Genomic DNA, 16,473 nt, shown 5'->3' with positions numbered 1-16,473 from the left:
GGCTCACAGCGAACGCTCCCGCCAGTGCACGAGCACCAGTCGTGTTCCCGAGATGGCGTACGCGCCCTGGATCTCGTGGGTGAGCGGATGGCCCGCGAACCACCCGCGGGAGATCAGCAGGAGTCTTGACGGCGTCGTCCGTCGTTCACCAAAGGCGGCGCCGAGCACGGTGTCGGAGGCGGCCGTCACGTTCACCGTTCCGTCGCCGTCGATGGTGAGGTACGGGGCGGCCCGCGTGACGAGCTCCACGTCCACGCCCGGCACCTCGCGCAGGGCATCGAGGCTGCGCAGCGGCGTGACGAATCGCGTCGGGCCGGGTTGCAGACGACCGTCGCCGGTCGACGCGGGCGCTCGCTCGATCCAGCGACGAATCGCGCGCGCCGTCGCCGTCGCCCTCCCGGGCTCCCCAACTCGCGACAGCAGGGCAGCCAGGTTCGCCTCCGGTGCCTCGTTCACATCGAGACGCGTCGACGGGTCGTCGATCGCCACGGCAGCGCGCCCGTCGCCAAGCATGATCGAGTCGCGCGGGCTGCCGGCCAGGCCGTTGAGATACGTCCCCGCCTCCACCGTGTCACTCATCGCGGCCAGCCGCCGCTCGATCTCGGCGATGGTCGCTTCGAGCCCGCTCTCGGCGGCGAAGCGCGCCACGGCCGCTGCGCGCACGTTTCCGGCGAGCGCGCTCGACGTCCGCGCATCACGCACGACCAACGCGCCGATGCCGCCGAGGATCACGACGAGCCAAAGCACGAGGACGAGGGCCACGCCACGTCGCGCGATCATGGTGCGCGCTCCGGGAAGAGTCGGGCGATCAGCGGCTGCACCGGACCTTCCGGTCCGACAAACGTGAACGCTGCCGCCTGCGGAGCCACGGACCGCTGGCTCCAGTCGCTCGTCCAGCTGGCAACCACACCACGTCCCACGGTGCGGACGTCCAGCCCGTTCACGCCCGGCACGGTGGCAACGAAGGCCCGAGCGTCGTCAGCGTCGCCCGGGGTCGCCACGAAGCGGAGCCCGACGGAATCGACGCTCACGCTCACACGCCATGCGGTTGACGTGCCATAGGGCGCAGTCACGCCACGCGTCAGGAACTCCACCGAGTCCGCCGGCGTGCCATCACCCTGCACGCGACTCACCAGCACAAACACGTCCGGACCGCCAGGCACCCCGGGAAGCCCATGACGCAGTGCATCGCGGATCATGGCTCGCACGGTGACGAGCGCTTCCTGCCGCTCACGCTGCGCCGTAAGTCGCTCGCGGGTGTCCAGCCCCCCTTGCACGGCTGCATAAGCGAGCGTGACGACGAGGCCCGTGATCACGAGCGCGATCATGACCTCGAGCAACGTGAACCCGGCTCGCCGTGTCATGGCAGGCGTGCCGGTGTCGGGCGCCGCACGAGGCGATGCAGCGTGAAGACCGTCCCGCGCGGCGACGTCACCGTCACCACGACGTCGGACACGTCCGCGTTCCAGGGCTGGACCGCGATGCGCGGCGCATAGCCTGCGCTCCGCCCCGCATCCAGGGCTTCCTCGGCCTGCCGGGCGTCGCCGAGGGCCGCACCCTCCATGGCCGACTCCGCAACCGCGACGAGTCGCTGCCAGTCGTCGGCCTGCTGTGCGGACCGCGCACCGGAACCAAACACGTCGAGGTATCCAACCGCGGCGAGGCCGAGGATGACGAGGGCGACGAACGCTTCGAGCAGGGTCATCGGGCGCCCTCGGCTGAGCACCGGGCGGCGTCCCAGCGCAGGACGCGGCCGAAGCGGATCGTGCAGGCCCCGAGCGGCGACACGTCCAGCACCACCGGCCCCGGTTCGGCGATCGCGCCGCTGTCCATCGTTTGCCTCTCCCCTCCGGAGGCCGCGAGCAGCCACCGGCCGTCCGCGGCGAGGCGCAGCGTGAGTGGCTGGGCCGTGGCGATCGCGCGCGCGCGCGCCTGCTGCGCGACGGACGCCAGGGTCGCCTGGGCGGGTCGCGGCGTGATAAACGTGGGCAGCACCAGCGCGGCCCCCACGCCGAGGACCGCGAGCACGAGGACCAGCTCGACGAGCGTGACCCCGCGCCGCAGCGCGGACGAACGACCGCGGAGGAGCCTCGCCACGGAGGGTTGGGGGGTCATGTAGGTCGGGCGCGTCAATTGATTGGGGGGCACACGCTTGACGGCTCTCGGCAGAGGGAAGCAACCCATCGCGGGGACCCCGGGCAAGGATCGCTCGGCCTCGCGGCCCGGGCTCGACTTTCCGCGACGCCTGGGTCAGACTCGACGTCCCCGCACGACCGTGTGTCCGCGCCAGACGTACGACACCGAGCGCCGTGCCCGACCCTTTCAGACGTGTCCGCAAACCGTTGGTCGCGCGATGCCGCAACCCTAACGAGCGCGTCGCCGGCGTCCGTGACCATGATCACGCGATTCCAGGCCAATGGGGATAACTCCATCGCCGGGTCTCGTCCGGCTGCTCGAGGAAACGCCTGATGGCCGATGCGCCTTATGACGTTGTGATTGCAGGGCTTGGCGCCATGGGCAGCTCAGCCGCGCTGCACCTCGCGCGGCGCGGCGTCCGCGTACTCGCCCTCGATCGCTACGCCCCACCGCACGACCATGGCTCGTCGCATGGCAAGACCAGGCTCATCCGCGAAGCCTACTTCGAAGCTCCGCTCTACGTCCCTCTCGTCAGGCGTGCCTACGAGCTGTGGCACCAACTGTCCGCCGAGATCGGCTCGCCGCTGATCCAGCCGTGTGGCGCCCTCATGATCGGCACCCCGGACTCCGCCGTGATTGCCGGCACCCTGGAGAGCGCGCGGCACCACGCCGTTCCCCACGAACGGTTGGATGCGCAGGAGATCCACCGGCGCTTTCCTCCGTTCACGCCGCTCGACGACATGATCGGCGTGCATGAACCCGGTGCCGGCCTGCTGGAGCCGGAGCGCGTCATCGCACTCCATCTCGAACTGGCCACTCGCTCCGGTGCCGCACTCATGTATGGATGCCGACTCGAGCGGTGGGAGTCGGCGGACGGCGGGGTGACGATCTACACCGATCAGGGCAGCTTCAGCGCGCACCAGCTCGTCCTCGCCTGCGGCGCGTGGGTGCCCGGCCTCCTCCCGCAGCTGCCACTCGAGGTGGAGCGTCAGGTGCTGCACTGGTGGATTCCGGCTCGCACTCCCGAGGCTTTTCGCGCCGATCGCATGCCGGCCTCGTTATGGTCCCTCCACGATGGCACCATGTTCTACACCATGCCGGACACGGGCCACGGCTTGAAGACAGGTTGGCATCACCATGGCGAGCGCGCGGACCCCGATGCGGTCGACCGGACCGTGTCTCGCGCCGAACACGCGGCGATGACGGACCTGCTCCGTCGCTTCGTCCCGGCGGGCAAGGGCACCAGACGTGAGTCGCAGGTGTGTCTCTACACCAATACGCCAGACCAGCACTTCCTGATCGACCGGCTGCCCGGCGAGCCGCGTGTGCTCGCCGTCAGCGCGTGCTCGGGCCACGGCTTCAAGTTTTCGAGCGTGATCGGCGAGGTGGTGGCCGACCTCGTGACGACCGGCATGTGCGCGTTCGACCTCTCCCCTTTCCGGCTGTCACGGTTTGGACGTCAGCCGATCGACGCATGAGTGTGCGCCCGACCGCGGACGGATCTGCGCGTCCCGACGGTCACCACCAGGCGGGCCTCGGCGTGCTGGATGCCGAGCGCGATCGCGCCGAGCGCGTGCTGAACGCCGTGCGTGCGGTGGTGCTCGTGACCCTGGCGATCTCCGCGGCCGCCTATGCGCCGTCGCTGAGCCCGGCGCTCAACCGCGTGAACCTCGCGGTCCTGCTCGTCATGCTGCTCTGGACCGTTGGCCAGTATCCCATTTTCTATCGACGCGCCCGTCTCCCCGGCTGGCTGAGGCTGGCCAACCCCATCGTCGACATCACCGGGGTCACGGCCATCGTCGCCGGGTATGGCATCGTCGCGTCGCCGGCGCTCGCGCTCCGGACGCCGATTCTTGACGCCTACTTCGTGATCCTCGCCGCCCTCCCGGTCGCCTCGTCCACGCGCAAGGCCGCAAGCGTCTCACTCCTCGCGACCACGCAATACGCCGCCCTGCTCGGCTGGTTCGCGTCCACGGGGCGGCTTCGACTCATCATGGATCCCGTCGCGGCCAGCGGAGCCACCGGAGTGTCGCCCCTCGACGAGGGGGCCAAGATCCTCCTCCTCGTGTGCGTCGGCGCGGTGGCCACCTATGCCACGCACTGGCAGGAGCGACTGGCCGGCCGGTATGCCTTTGTCTCCGGTCAGAGCGCGCGGCTGCAGTCGCGGCTGACGCGCACCGAACTGCAGGCCCTCAAACTTCAGTTGCAGCCCCACTTTCTGTTCAACACGCTCAATACGATCACGGCCCTGCTGCACCGCGACCCTGGACGCGCGGAGCGCATGGTTTCCGGGTTGAGCGAGCTGCTCCGCGTCTCGCTCGGCTCGGCGGGCGATCAGCTGGTCACGCTGGCCCGTGAACTCGAGGTGCTGCAGCACTACGTTGAGATCCAACAGGTCCGCTTTGAGGATCGCCTCACCGTCACCGTTGACGCCCCGAACGACGTCCAGCGCGCACTCGTGCCAAACCTCATCCTGCAGCCTTTGGTCGAAAACGCGATTCAGCACGGGCTCTCGGGTCGTGCGGCCGCGGGTCATGTCTCCGTGGTGGCGCGGCGGATGTACGACCAGCTGGTCCTCACCGTCGACGACGACGGCGTGGGCGAGGCCGATCCCGGGTCGCGGCGCGAAGGCGTTGGCCTCGCGAATTCGCGCGCGCGGCTCAGGCAGCTCTACGGGGATGCCCATCGCTTCGAGGCCGGAGGGACGGTCAACGGCTTTCGCGTCGTCATCGAGATTCCGCACCAGGTGGAGCCGGATCGTCAGGTCGCGCGCACGGCCGCACCACGATGACCGCGTCCCTGCGGGTCCTCATCGTCGACGACGAACCCCTCGCCCGCGCACACCTGCGCTCGATGCTCGAGGCGCGGGGCGATGCCACGGTGATCGGTGAGTGCGGTGATGGCACCAGTGCGGTCGCGCGCATCCTCGCCGATGCGCCGGACCTCGTGCTCCTGGATGTCCAGATGCCGGAGCTCGACGGCCTCGAAGTCGTGCGCCAAGTCGGGCCCGAGCGCATGCCGCCGACCATCTTCATCACCGCCTTCGACGAGCACGCGCTCGAAGCGTTCGAGGTGCACGCCGTCGACTACGTGCTCAAGCCCGTCAATCGACAGCGCTTTGCCCGGGCGATCGACCACGTGCGCCGGCAGGCGACCACGGCCCGCCAAAGCACCGGACTCGCCGAGGCCGTGGCAGCGATGCGCGAACCCCGCGCCGGCGCCGATCGACTCGCCGTGCGCATTGGCGAGCGAGTGCTATACCTCCGCGTCGCTGATTTCGACTGGATCGAGGCGGCCGGCGACATCGCCCGCATCCATGTCGGGCGCCAGGTCTACGAGCACCGTGCGACCCTCACGCAACTCGAGCAGCGCCTGCCTCGCGAGCGGTTCGTGCGGGTGCATCGATCCACGATCGTCAACACCGATCGCATCGCCGAGTTTCAGCCGTGGTTCCAGGGTGACTGGATCATCGTGCTGGCCGACGGCACCCGCTTGCAGAGCGGCAAGAGTTATCGCGCCCGGGTACGCAGTCTGATGGAGGGCTGACGGCCGACTTCATCGTCAGGGGCCGTACGTTCGTCGTCTCCACCGGTGCATTGGTCGTGCGGCCGTTGGAGTTGGCCGCCCTGGGGTGTCAGTATCCGCGTGCCACCGGGGTCATCCCGTGGCCTCTGATCCACACCTCTGACCGGAGCCGTCCCCTTGCGACTTCTTCCCGCGACCGCCGCGCTCGTGCTGAGCGTGATGTCCGCCGCGTGCGGCGGCGGCGACGATGGTGGTGTGGTCAATCCGCCGGCCGGGCGCACACTCGGCTCCATCGTGCCGAACGCGACGACGATCAACCTCACCGCCGGCCAGCGTCAGACCATCAGCGTACAGGCCCTGGACACCAACAACCAGCCGATGACGGCCAGCGGCTACGCCTTTACGTCCGCGACCCCAACCGTGGCGGTGGTCTCCACCGCGGGTGTCGTCACCGGCGTGGGCGCCGGATCTTCGACCATCGCCATTTCGCTGACGGTGGCTGGTGTTACCAAGACCGCGTCCGTGGCGGTGCAGGTGACGGGCCAGCTCCCGACGACCGCAACCATCGCCGCCGGCGGCAACAGCAATGACTTCACGCCGGACTTCGTCGCCCTCGCCCGCGGGGGCACGGTGACCTACACGTTTGGAGCGCGCGTGCACACGGTGGAGTTCGCGACCACGGGTGGCGCGCCGGGCAACATCGGCGCGTCGAGCAACACTTCGGTCACCCGCACGTTTGGCGCGGCCGGCACGTTCGGCTACCTCTGCACGCTGCACGCCAACCAGACCGGGACGGTGCTCGTTCCCTGACGGATTGCGGTACACAAGGAAAGACCCGAGGCACCGTCGACGATCGTGGGGGTGGAGCAGGCAAGTGATCGGCGGCGGTGTCCTCTCCTTTCTCTCTCAGCGGGCAATGGACACGAGTGAGCGGCACCTGGTCCTGGACGCGACCAACACCACGATCACCTTCGAGGTGATCTGGTTCGGCGTGTTTCCGGTCCGGGGCCGCTTCACACGGGTGCATGGGGCGCTGCACCTGGATCCTGGCTGCATCACGCGCGCCCAGGTCAGCGTCGACGTCGAAGCGGCGAGCCTGGACACCGGCATCGCGCTCCGCGATCGGCACCTTCGCGGTCCCCGGTTTCTCTTTGCCGAGCTGCACCCGTTCATCTCGTTTCGCAGCACGGCGATCGTGCGCCGCGGCGAGGATGTTGTTGTCGACGGCACGCTGGCGTTGCGGGGGCGCGAGACCTCCGTCAGGTCCACGTGGCCCATCGGGCCCCGCCGGGCGCATGCATTGCTCGATCTCGAGGCGGAGTTTACTGTCTCCCGCCGTGCCGGTGATGTTGGCTTTCCCTCGGGGATTGCCGGTTGGAACCCGTTGCTCAGGGCGATCGCCGACGCCGTAAGAATCAGCGTCTGTCTGCGGGTGCCCGCTGCACCGCTCGTCCCAGTGCTCGCCGCAGCCCGCTAGCCAGTCCGCGCAACACGCCCGCGCGCCGCCACCGGCCAGCTCGTCTCCACCTGGTCGCCGCGCACGCCGTGGATCACGTCGTTGAGGTGAACGACGATGCACACGTGGTTCGGCACGATGCGCACCTGCTCGCCCACGCTCGGGCGCCACGCGGACTTCCCGAGATCGAGCACCCCGTGCTCCTCGCTCATCCGCGACACGACCACCTCGGGACGATCGAGCAGCGCGCCAAAGCCCTCGCCGTCCACGCCGCGCATCGGCTCGCGCCCAAGCGCCTTGGTTCCGCAGTCCACCACCGCCTGACCCGCGACCGCGGTGCTCACCACCGTGCCGAGTACCGTGAACGCGCAGTCGTCCCACGTGCACGCACCGAGCGCGGCCGTCGTGCGGTCGTTGTAGACATACGTGCCCGGCCGGACTTCGGTGACGCCCGGTATCTCGTGCATCCGCCAGGCTGCGGGCGTCGAACCGCCGCTCACCACGCGCGGGTTCACGCCGCCGCGACGCATCACTTCGATCAGGCCCTGCACGTCCGCACGCAGCTTGTCGAGGTTGGCCTCCTGCTGCTGCACATGTTCGCGGATGTGACCCGGATAGAACATGACACCGGCGAAGTGGAGCAACGGTCGCGACCGGATGTGCAACGCAAGGGCGAGCGCTTCCTCGGGGGACTGTGCGCCCACGCGATGCATGCCGAAGTCCACTTCGACGAGCACGTCCACGTCACGGTCCGCCGCCTCCGCTGCCTCCGCGAGTGCATCGACGGCGATCATCGAGTCCAGTCCCACCGCGACGCGCACGGGGCGCGGCAGATCCATCACGCGCCTGAGCTTCGACGCGCCCAGCAACGGATACGCAAGCAGCAGGTCGTTGGAGACGTCCGCCATGACCTCCAGCTCGCGCGGCGTCGCGCACGTGAGCCCAACCGCGCCAAGCCGCAGTTGCTCCGCAGCGATCCGCGGCGACTTGTGCGTCTTGATGTGCGGCCGCAGCGACAGCCCGTGCAGCACCGCATAGGATGCCATCCGGTCGAGGTTCACCGCGAGCCGATCCAGGTCCACGAGCGCACACGGCGTCTCGAGCTCCTGAACCTGCTGCGGACGTGATGCCGTATCGAGACTGCGAAGCGTCAACATGGAAGCGCGTTCAGTCGGTGTCCCATTCCTCGACTCGCCAGATCGTCCATCCGTCCAACCTTCATCCGTCCACCGCCCGTCTCTCACCACCACCCCAGCACCTTCCACCACCCCACACCCACGATCGCCCACGTGCCCAGTGTCAACACGGATGCGATGAGCCCAAACCGCCACCACTCGCGCTGTGTCACGTACCGCGCGCCAAAATAGATCGGTGCGGTCGTCGTCCCATAGTGCGTGAGTGACGCGTCGAGGTTCGACGCGGCCGCCAGCGACAGTACCGCGAGCTGCGGCGGAGCGCCAGCCGCAAGCGACACCACCAGGAACGGCGTGAACATCGCCGTCGCGTGCGCCGTGATGCTCGCGAACGCGTAATGCGCGTAGAAGTACACGACCACCAGGATCGCAAGCGCCGGCGCCCACCCCCAGCCCGCCGTCCACGACGCCGCCTCCTCGGCGAACGCCTTCGTGATCCCCGTCTCGCCCAGCGCTTCGGCCATCCGGACGAGCCCGCCGTACCAGATGAACACGTCCCACGCCTGCCGCTCCGTGATCAGGTCGTCCCACCCGATCACCTTGGCCAGCAACAGCGCCGCCACGCCAAGCATCGCCACCACCGCGTAATGAATGCCATGCAGCGACGGCGTCATCCACAGCAGCGCCACGCCGGCGAACACCGCAAGCATCAGCCACTCGCCCCGCGACATCGGGCCCATCTGGTCGAGCTCACGCTGACCCAGCTCCGCCGCGTGCGGTGTTTCCTTCACGTCGGGCGGGAACACGCGGAAGAGCACGTACGGCACCAGCAGCAGCGCCACGAGCCCGGGAACCAGCCCGCCAATCAGCCACCGGGAGTAGGTCAGCTCCATCTGCGTGACGTCGAACGCGAACTTCGCGATCAGCACGTTGGAGGCCTGGCCCGTGAGGAACATCGCGCACGCGATCACGTCCACCTGATAGACCGTCACCATCAGGTAGGCGCCCAGCCGGCGCCGCGTGGCGCCCGGGGTCGAATCGTAGGCCTCGGCCAGGCTCCGTACGATCGGGAAGACGATGCCGCCGGCGCGCGCACTGTTGGACGGGATGATCGACGCAAGCACCACGTCGGTCGCGCCGAGTGCATAGGAAAGGCCTAACGACTTGTGCCCGAGCGCGCGAATGAACAGGAACGCGATGCGCCGCCCCAGGCCCGTCTTCATGACGCCGCGCGAAATGAAGAAGGCGCAGAGGACGAGCCACACGACCGGGTCGGCGTAGCCCTTGAGCGCCGCGGCGGGCGTCATCGTGCCGGTGGCCGCGATGGCCACCACACCCAGAAAGACGATCGCTCCCGCTGGCGCCGGGCGGAGGATCGACCCGACGATGGTCGCAAGAAAGATCGCGAGGAGCCGCCAACCATCCGGCGCGATCCCGTCCGGTGGGCCCACGACGAGGACGGCCGCCGCCACCAGCAGCGTCACGAGCCACCTCCACCACACGCGCTCGGCGAAGGGCTGCGGGGTGGTGGGCGCGGGCGCGGTCATGGGTCGGCGAATATGGGCGCCCCCGTGAAGGACCGCGAGGGTGATATCCTGCGCGCCGAGCGTGCCCTAAGTGCTTGAATCGCAACGCCGAATCGCGTCGATGCGGCAGGGCGACGAGCCCGAGCCCCTCCCCGGCTGACCGGTGTCCTGCGCGCCTAGGTGGGTACGGCCTGCGCGCCTAGAGGGTACGGCCTGAGCGGCGTGCGCTACGCCGACCGGCGAGGCCCCCCGCAGACGCCACTCGGCTGGCGCGACGGCCATCCACGCAACCCAATTCAGACTCATCTTGTCCCAAGGTCGATCGCGAATGGCACTGTGCCCTCGTGGTCCCGAACCTCCCTCGGCCCTTCGAACGTGTGAACGAACGCGAGCTCATTGCTCGGGCGGCCGCGGGTGATCCGGAGTCGCAGCGTGCGCTGTACGACGCGCACGTCGAACGCGTGTATCGGCTGGCCTTTCGGCTGGCCGGAGACGACGATCTGGCGAGGGACTTCGTGCAGGACGCGTTCGTTCGGGCCTTCCAGCGGCTCTCGGACTTTCGGGGCGACTCGGCGTTCGGAACCTGGCTGCACGCGATCACCGTTTCGGTGGCACTCAACGGGCTGCGAAAGATCAAGCGACTCCGGTCGCGCGAACTGCCGCTCGAAGATGCCGAGATGCTCGGTAGCATGCCGCGTCGGGCAGATCCCGACCTCCGGCAACGGCTCCACGCCGCGATCGATGGCCTTCCACCCGGGTACCGCACGGTGTTCGTGATGCACGACGTGGAAGGCTTCACGCACGAGGAGATCGCACAGTCGCTCGGCATCCAGCCGGGGACGAGCAAGGCACAGTTGTTCCGGGCGCGCGCACGGCTGCGCGACGTCCTGGCCGATTTCGCAGGAGCGTGGTCCGCATGACCGACGACGAAAAGTTCGATACCTGGCTGACAGCGCGGGCAAGCGAGTACAACGAGCCGCCGAAGACGGTGCCGCGCGAGCCCATGTGGGAAGCCATTCGCGCATCACTCGACGCGGACGCGACCGTTGGTATGGCGCATCGACGCCGCGTCACGCCGATCCGCTGGCTCTCGATCGCTGCGGCCGCGGCCGTACTCGTCGTGGTGAGCTTTCAAGTCGGGCGCTGGAGCCGCGCCGGTGGATCGACCACGCCAGATGCATCCAGTGCGGTCTCGACAGCGCGCACCGACAACGCACTCTACACCAGGGCAGCTGAGCAGCATCTCGGCCGCGCCGATGCTCTGCTGACGACCATGCGCTCGGCCACGGACGACATCGACCCGGCTCTTCAGGCGTGGGCGCGAGACCTGCTGGCCGACACCCGACTGCTGATCGACTCACCGGCCGCAACGGACGCCCTGCGCCGGCGACTCCTGCAGGATCTCGAACTCACGCTCGCCCAGATCGTCCAGCTTCCCGCCGCTACCACGCCTGACGATCGACAGCTCGTCGAGCGCGCGCTGCAGCGCGGCGAGCTGCTCACCCGGATTCGCACCGCGGTGCCGTCCACCTACAGCGGTACCTGATTGGAGATCGCCATGACCTCGAGCCGTTTCCTTCGATTCACCTTCGTTGTCGGGTTCGCCGCGCTGGGCGCGGCACCCCTTGCCGGACAGGCGTCCCCGGCACCCGCGTCGGCTGCCCGGCCGGTGGACGGCGGCAGCACACAGTTGGGGTTGATGAACCCCGGGGCGTTTGAGGCGGAGGAGGCGATGTGGACCGATGCCGATCTCCTGGCTCGGCGACGCTGGTCGAGTGGCGACCAGGCCTCAGACTCGCTGTATCGCCTGGGGCGTCAGGCGCTCAACCGTGGCGACTTTGGTCGCGCCGCCTCGCTCTTTCAGCAGTTGCGGGAACGCGATCCACGGGCGCGGATCGCCGCTGACGCGCTGTACTGGCACGCGTACGCCATGTACCGCGCCGGCGGCTCCGGCAACCTGCAGAACGCGCTCGCTTCGTTGACCACGCTCACGAGCGAACATCCGCGAGCGGCGATCAGTGGTGACGCGCGCGATCTGCGCATCCGCGTGTGCGGCGAACTCGCGCGACAGGGCAACGAGCGCTGCGCCGCCGAGATCGCGGCCGCGGCCAACGCCGAGCGCCCGGAGCGTCCGGAACGGCCCGACCGCGTCGAGCGCCCCGAACGGCCCGAGCGCGGGGACCGCGGGAGCGCACCGGTGCCGCAGGGCTGTCCCGACGAAGACGACGACGAGCGCCTTGCCGCGCTGAACGCGCTCTTGCAGATGGACGCCGATCGCGCGCTCCCGCTCCTGGAGAAGACCCTGCAGCGTCGCGACCGCTGCTCGGTGACGCTGCGTCGCAAGGCGATTTTTCTGATCGCGCAGAAACGCGACCCGCGGGCGGCCGACATGCTGCTCAACGCCGTACGAAACGACCCGGATCGCGAGGTACGCTCGCAGGCCGTCTTCTGGCTCGGCCAGATTCGCGACGAGCGCGCCACCTCCATTCTCGAGAACCTGCTGCGGACCGAGCAGGACGAGGCCGTGCTGGAGAAGGCGATCTTTGCCCTGTCGCAGCAGAAGAGCACCCGCGCCGCCTCGATCCTGCGCGACATCGCGCTGCGTGACAGTGCGCCGACGCGGCTGCGCGAACAGGCCATCTTCTGGCTCGGCCAGCAGCGCTCGGGCGAAAACGCGGAGCTGCTGATCGGGCTGTTCGCCCGCACGTCCAACGAGGACATCCGCGACAAGATCATCTTTTCGCTGTCGCAGATGCGTTCGCCCGCTACCGACAAGTTCATGCTCGACCTCGCGACCGACGAAAAGGCCGACGTGGAGATGCGCAAGAAGGCCCTGTTCTGGGCCGGCCAGAACCGCTCGCTCAACGTCGCGGCCATCGCGGCGATGTACGATCGCGTGACCAACCAGGAAATGCGTGAGCAGGTGATCTTTGTCCTGGCGCAGCGCCGTGACCCCGCGGCCGTGGACAAGATCTTCGATATCGCCCGCAACGATCGCGACAAGGCGATGCGATCCAAGGCGATCTTCTGGCTCGGGCAGTCACGGGATCCGCGCGTCGTCAAGCTGCTGGAGGAGCTCCTCAACAAATGATCATCTCCATGAGAGACGCATCGCCGGGTTTCGCTGACGCCAGAGCGCGCGTCCGTTGCGCGGCCACCGCAATGCTCGCCGTCGTGGTCGTGGGCGCCGGTGCCACGCCGGTTCGCGCGCAGTCGGCCGCCACGCGGCTGGCCGCCGTCCGCGATGGTCAGGTGCGTTTCACCTTTACCCTCCGCCCCGGCGTCTGCGGGCAGGGCCAGAACGTCTGGCGCACCGGAGTCAGTCGCACGCGGACCCGCACGACGTTGGATACAGACGAGAGACGCGACGTGGAGTATGACGTCGAATGCGACTCCGGCCCCGGCCGCGTCGTGATCGACAAGAACGAAGGCGCCATCACAGACGTGCGGTTCTACATCGGCGGCCGCTGGCGTGCGTCGGCTGCTGCCGCGGACCTCGGAGCGGTTGGCGCCCGCGAGACGTCGCAGATCCTGCTCGCCATCGTCCAGGGCGAGGGGGGACGCGTCTCGGAGCGCGCGATCTTCCCTCTCACGCTCATCGACAGCGTTGACGTCAACGGCGACCTGCTTCGGATAGCACGCAACGACACGCGGCCATCCTCGACCCGCAAGCAGGCCGTGTTTTGGCTCGGTCAGGCCGCCGAGGGCCCGGCCACGGCCGGACTCACGGAGCTCGTTGGCGAAGCAGCGCTCAATCGTGACGTGCGGGAGCAGGCGGTCTTCGCGCTGTCGCAGCGACCGCGGGACGAAGGGGTCCCGTCCCTGATCAATGTCGTGCGTACGAACCGTGACCCGGAGATCCGCCGCAAGGCCCTGTTCTGGCTCGGGCAATCCGGAGACCCGCGCGCCGTGGATCTGATCGAAGAACTGCTCACCAGGCGGTGACCCGGCATCCGACCTCTGGGCAGGCCCGCAGGCGAGCGTGAATCGCCCGCAGCATCCCCGCGTGACAGTGACGCGAGCGTGCGCAGGGGAAAGGCCGTCGCGGGTTGTCGTGTGTGCCCCGGCACGACGCCGAGCACCGCACAGCCGCCTTCCGGGATGGGGGTTCGCACGTCGGGGCCCACGCCCTATCCATGCGTCGGCGGCGCCTGTTCTATTCCTGCCGGTCACCAGGCGCGAGGACGTGGGTGGGCACGGACAGATATCGTCGACTCTTTGACGACAGTACCGCACCGCAACTCGTCGTCGACGGGCGCGACGGCCGGATCGTGGAGGCGAACCGGGCGGCGGCGGACTTCTACGGCGTCACCCCCGACGGGCTGACGGGCACGACCCTCTCGTCGTTAGGCGTCGAAGACCCCGGCGGCCTGCGCGATGCCCTCGAAGTCGCTGCCGCTGTCGGGGTCCACCTCGTGGGCCTCGCGCAACGCCACGCCTCCGGCGAGGTCCGACGCACCGAAGTGTACGGGACACCGTTTGCCGGCCCCGACCAGCAGCTCGTCCACCTCATCCTGCACGACATCACCGAACGCGAAGCGGCCCGCGATCGTGAACGCGAGTTTCTGGGTCAGCTCGCACGACAGGATGCCCTGCAGCGAACGGAGACGTTCAGTCGCATGGGCGAGCTGGTCTCAGGTGTCGCTCACGAGGTGCGCAATCCGCTCTTCGCGCTCTCCTCGGCCATCGACGCGCTCCGCCAACGCCTCGCGGACAACGAGCACTTCGCGCGCTACGCCCCTTTGCTCACGAGCCAGGTGGAGCGGCTGTCCACACTCATGGCTGACTTGCTCGACTATGGCCGACCGGCCGCGCTCGCGGTTCGTCCGGTGCGTGTGACCGAAGTCCTCGTCGCGACTGCCGAGGTCTGCTCGCCGATCGGCGAGCGGGCCCGCGTCGCCGTCGAGCCGCACAGCTCGTGTCGGCCGGAGACCTGGGTCGCGGTGGACCTGTTTCGATTCGTGCAGGCACTCCAGAACCTCGTCACGAACGCCATTCAACACGCCCCCGCGGGCAGCACGGTCACGCTCGAGGCCCACATGGTCGACGCCGACGTGGAATTCAGCGTGATCGATCAGGGCCCGGGGTTCGACGAGGCGTCGATCGCGAGCGTCTTCGAGCCATTCTATAGTCGCCGACCGGGAGGCACTGGCCTCGGGCTGGCGTTGGTGCACCGCACGGTGCACGATCATCAGGGTACTGTCAGTGCCGAAAACCAACGCAGTTCCGACGGCCGGGTCGTCGGTGCCGTGGTGCGCGTCCGGCTTCCGACCACCTCTTCCCGACCGAAGTGAACTCAACCAGGCGCCTGCTCCTCGTCGAAGACGACCCGGCGATCCGCTTCGCCCTGCGTGATTTTCTGGGCACCAACGGCTACGCGGTCACCGAAGCCGCGACGTGCGCCGACGCCGAGCGCGCCTTCGAGCGCGAGCGGCCCGCCCTGGTGCTGAGCGACTACCGGCTTCCCGATGGGACGGCGCTGGATCTGCTTCCCCGCATCCGCGCGCTCAGCGCCGTCGTGCCGTTTCTGGTTCTCACTGGCCACGGGTCGGTCGAGCTGGCGGTCGAGGCCATACGCCAGGGTGCGGACGACTTCCTGACCAAGCCGGTATCGTTGCCGGCATTGGCGGTCGTGCTCGATCGCGCACTAGACCGTCAGCGCGAGCGCCAGCGCAGTATGGCGAGAGCTGTGCGCCAGCAAAGGGCCACAACGGACCCGTTCGTCGGAGAGTCGGCGGCAATCCACCGACTCCGCGAACAGGCGGAACGCATCGCGGCTACGGACCGCCCAGTCCTGATTCTCGGCGAAACCGGGGCCGGAAAGGGTGTGCTCACGCGATGGCTCCACGCGCATGGGGCCCGCGCCGACGAAGCCTTCGTCGACCTGAACTGCGCTAGTCTCCCCCGCGAACTGCTCGAAAGTGAGCTCTTTGGCTTTGAACGCGGGGCGTTCACGGGAGCAGTCACCGCCAAAATGGGCCTGGTCGAACTGGCGCACCGCGGCACGCTGTTTCTGGACGAAATCGGCGACCTCGAACTTTCGCTCCAACCCAAGCTCCTCAAGGTCCTCGAAGACCAGGTCTTCCGGCGGGTGGGTGCGGTCAAGGACCGCCAGGTGGACGTGCGGCTCGTGGCTGCCACGCACCAGGATCTGCCCAACCTCGTTGGCGCCGGCAAGTTCCGCGGAGACCTCTACTTCCGCATCAGCACCATCCCGCTCCACGTGCCCCCGCTGCGGGAACGAAAGGAAGACATTCCGATCCTCGCGCGCCGACTCCTCGAACGGCTGGCCGGGGAATTGGGCCGCGCTTCGATCGAACTGACACCCTCGGCCGACGAGGCTCTCGCCAGACACCCGTGGCCGGGCAACGTGCGCGAACTGCGCAATGTGCTCGAACGCGCCGTGCTCCTCTCCGCGCGCGGGTCTATACGCGCCGCGGACCTCACATTTGATGCGCCCGCGGCGCTGACCCCGGCCGGCGGCACGACGGCCATCATCGGCGGAGAGGACCACCTGACTCTGGAAGAACTCCAGCGGCGCCACATTATTCGCGTGCTGGAGCTCGTCAACGGGCGCGTGGAGGTGGCCGCCCAGCGATTGGGTGTCCCGCGCTCGACCCTGTACCAAAAACTCAAGGCGATGCGCATCGCGGTCGCCAGGCCCGCCTCCTGACATCGGCGGAGCATTCGCCAGGAC

Annotated in this window: 17 protein-coding genes; 11 read left to right on the top strand and 6 right to left on the bottom strand. The window is 68.6% G+C overall.

The genetic code is table 11. The features are described 5' to 3' along the window. Positions 1–3 precede the first annotated feature (3 nt). Genes IT361_03620 through IT361_03605 form a run of 4 tightly spaced genes read right to left on the bottom strand, consistent with a single transcriptional unit; the run spans position 4 to position 2,097 of the window. Positions 4–780 carry a general secretion pathway protein GspK gene (locus tag IT361_03620; protein ID MCC6316758.1) on the bottom strand — a complete coding sequence of 259 codons (777 nt, stop codon included), beginning with the start codon at positions 778–780 and terminating at the stop codon, positions 4–6. Next, the gene (locus IT361_03615) at positions 777–1,364 is read right to left on the bottom strand and encodes a prepilin-type N-terminal cleavage/methylation domain-containing protein (GenBank protein ID MCC6316757.1); all 588 of its coding nucleotides are present in this window, start codon (positions 1,362–1,364) and stop codon (positions 777–779) included. The genes IT361_03620 and IT361_03615 overlap by 4 nt, the downstream gene beginning before the upstream one ends. After that, positions 1,361–1,705 carry a type II secretion system protein gene (locus tag IT361_03610; protein ID MCC6316756.1) on the bottom strand — a complete coding sequence of 115 codons (345 nt, stop codon included), beginning with the start codon at positions 1,703–1,705 and terminating at the stop codon, positions 1,361–1,363. Before IT361_03610 ends, IT361_03615 begins: the two co-directional genes overlap by 4 nt. Beyond that, the gene (locus IT361_03605; GenBank protein ID MCC6316755.1) at positions 1,702–2,097 is read right to left on the bottom strand and encodes a prepilin-type N-terminal cleavage/methylation domain-containing protein; all 396 of its coding nucleotides are present in this window, start codon (positions 2,095–2,097) and stop codon (positions 1,702–1,704) included. Before IT361_03605 ends, IT361_03610 begins: the two co-directional genes overlap by 4 nt. Before the next feature lie 371 nt (positions 2,098–2,468). Between IT361_03605 and solA the strand changes: the two genes are divergently transcribed. The 5 genes from solA to IT361_03580 all read left to right on the top strand — a co-directional run bounded on the left by solA (position 2,469) and on the right by IT361_03580 (position 7,138). Then, positions 2,469–3,614 carry an N-methyl-L-tryptophan oxidase gene (gene solA / locus IT361_03600; GenBank protein ID MCC6316754.1) on the top strand — a complete coding sequence of 382 codons (1,146 nt, stop codon included), beginning with the start codon at positions 2,469–2,471 and terminating at the stop codon, positions 3,612–3,614. Beyond that, a complete protein-coding gene (locus tag IT361_03595) occupies positions 3,611–4,927 on the top strand; it encodes a histidine kinase (GenBank protein MCC6316753.1) in 1,317 nt (438 codons plus the stop codon). The genes solA and IT361_03595 overlap by 4 nt, the downstream gene beginning before the upstream one ends. Beyond that, positions 4,924–5,682, top strand: a complete 759-nt coding sequence (locus IT361_03590; protein MCC6316752.1) for a response regulator transcription factor — start codon at positions 4,924–4,926, stop codon at positions 5,680–5,682. The genes IT361_03595 and IT361_03590 overlap by 4 nt, the downstream gene beginning before the upstream one ends. Positions 5,683–5,838: 156 nt before the next feature. Beyond that, entirely contained in the window at positions 5,839–6,471 is a 633-nt protein-coding gene (locus IT361_03585) for a hypothetical protein (protein MCC6316751.1), read from the top strand. Between the two features lie 106 nt (positions 6,472–6,577). Further along, a complete protein-coding gene (locus tag IT361_03580; GenBank protein MCC6316750.1) occupies positions 6,578–7,138 on the top strand; it encodes a YceI family protein in 561 nt (186 codons plus the stop codon). Here IT361_03580 and IT361_03575 read toward each other — a convergent pair. Both IT361_03575 and IT361_03570 read right to left on the bottom strand, forming a co-directional pair. Further along, a complete protein-coding gene (locus tag IT361_03575; protein ID MCC6316749.1) occupies positions 7,135–8,274 on the bottom strand; it encodes an alanine racemase in 1,140 nt (379 codons plus the stop codon). The genes IT361_03580 and IT361_03575 overlap by 4 nt on opposite strands. Before the next feature lie 83 nt (positions 8,275–8,357). Beyond that, entirely contained in the window at positions 8,358–9,797 is a 1,440-nt protein-coding gene (locus tag IT361_03570) for a DASS family sodium-coupled anion symporter (protein ID MCC6316748.1), read from the bottom strand. A 356-nt stretch (positions 9,798–10,153) separates the two neighbouring features. On the opposite strand from IT361_03570, the gene IT361_03565 reads away from it, so the two are divergent. The 6 genes from IT361_03565 (at position 10,154) to IT361_03540 (ending at position 16,449) form a co-directional block, all read left to right on the top strand. Next, a complete protein-coding gene (locus tag IT361_03565; protein ID MCC6316747.1) occupies positions 10,154–10,696 on the top strand; it encodes a sigma-70 family RNA polymerase sigma factor in 543 nt (180 codons plus the stop codon). Continuing rightward, positions 10,693–11,322, top strand: a complete 630-nt coding sequence (locus tag IT361_03560) for a hypothetical protein (protein MCC6316746.1) — start codon at positions 10,693–10,695, stop codon at positions 11,320–11,322. The genes IT361_03565 and IT361_03560 overlap by 4 nt, the downstream gene beginning before the upstream one ends. 12 nt (positions 11,323–11,334) lie before the next feature. Then, positions 11,335–12,867, top strand: coding sequence for a HEAT repeat domain-containing protein (locus IT361_03555; protein MCC6316745.1), 1,533 nt, complete (start codon positions 11,335–11,337; stop codon positions 12,865–12,867). A gap of 8 nt (positions 12,868–12,875) precedes the next feature. After that, positions 12,876–13,721 (top strand): HEAT repeat domain-containing protein, encoded by an 846-nt coding sequence (locus IT361_03550; GenBank protein MCC6316744.1) that lies wholly within the window; start codon positions 12,876–12,878, stop codon positions 13,719–13,721. Positions 13,722–13,966: 245 nt separating this feature from the next. Continuing rightward, positions 13,967–15,070: a PAS domain-containing protein gene (locus tag IT361_03545; GenBank protein ID MCC6316743.1), complete on the top strand. Its 1,104-nt coding sequence runs from the start codon at positions 13,967–13,969 to the stop codon at positions 15,068–15,070. Further along, entirely contained in the window at positions 15,067–16,449 is a 1,383-nt protein-coding gene (locus IT361_03540) for a sigma-54-dependent Fis family transcriptional regulator (GenBank protein ID MCC6316742.1), read from the top strand. The genes IT361_03545 and IT361_03540 overlap by 4 nt, the downstream gene beginning before the upstream one ends. Positions 16,450–16,473 lie beyond the last annotated feature (24 nt).

Source organism: Gemmatimonadaceae bacterium, assembly GCA_020846935.1.
Taxonomy (GTDB): Bacteria; Gemmatimonadota; Gemmatimonadetes; order Gemmatimonadales; family Gemmatimonadaceae; genus RBC101.
This window is presented reverse-complemented; position numbering and strand designations above follow the sequence as displayed.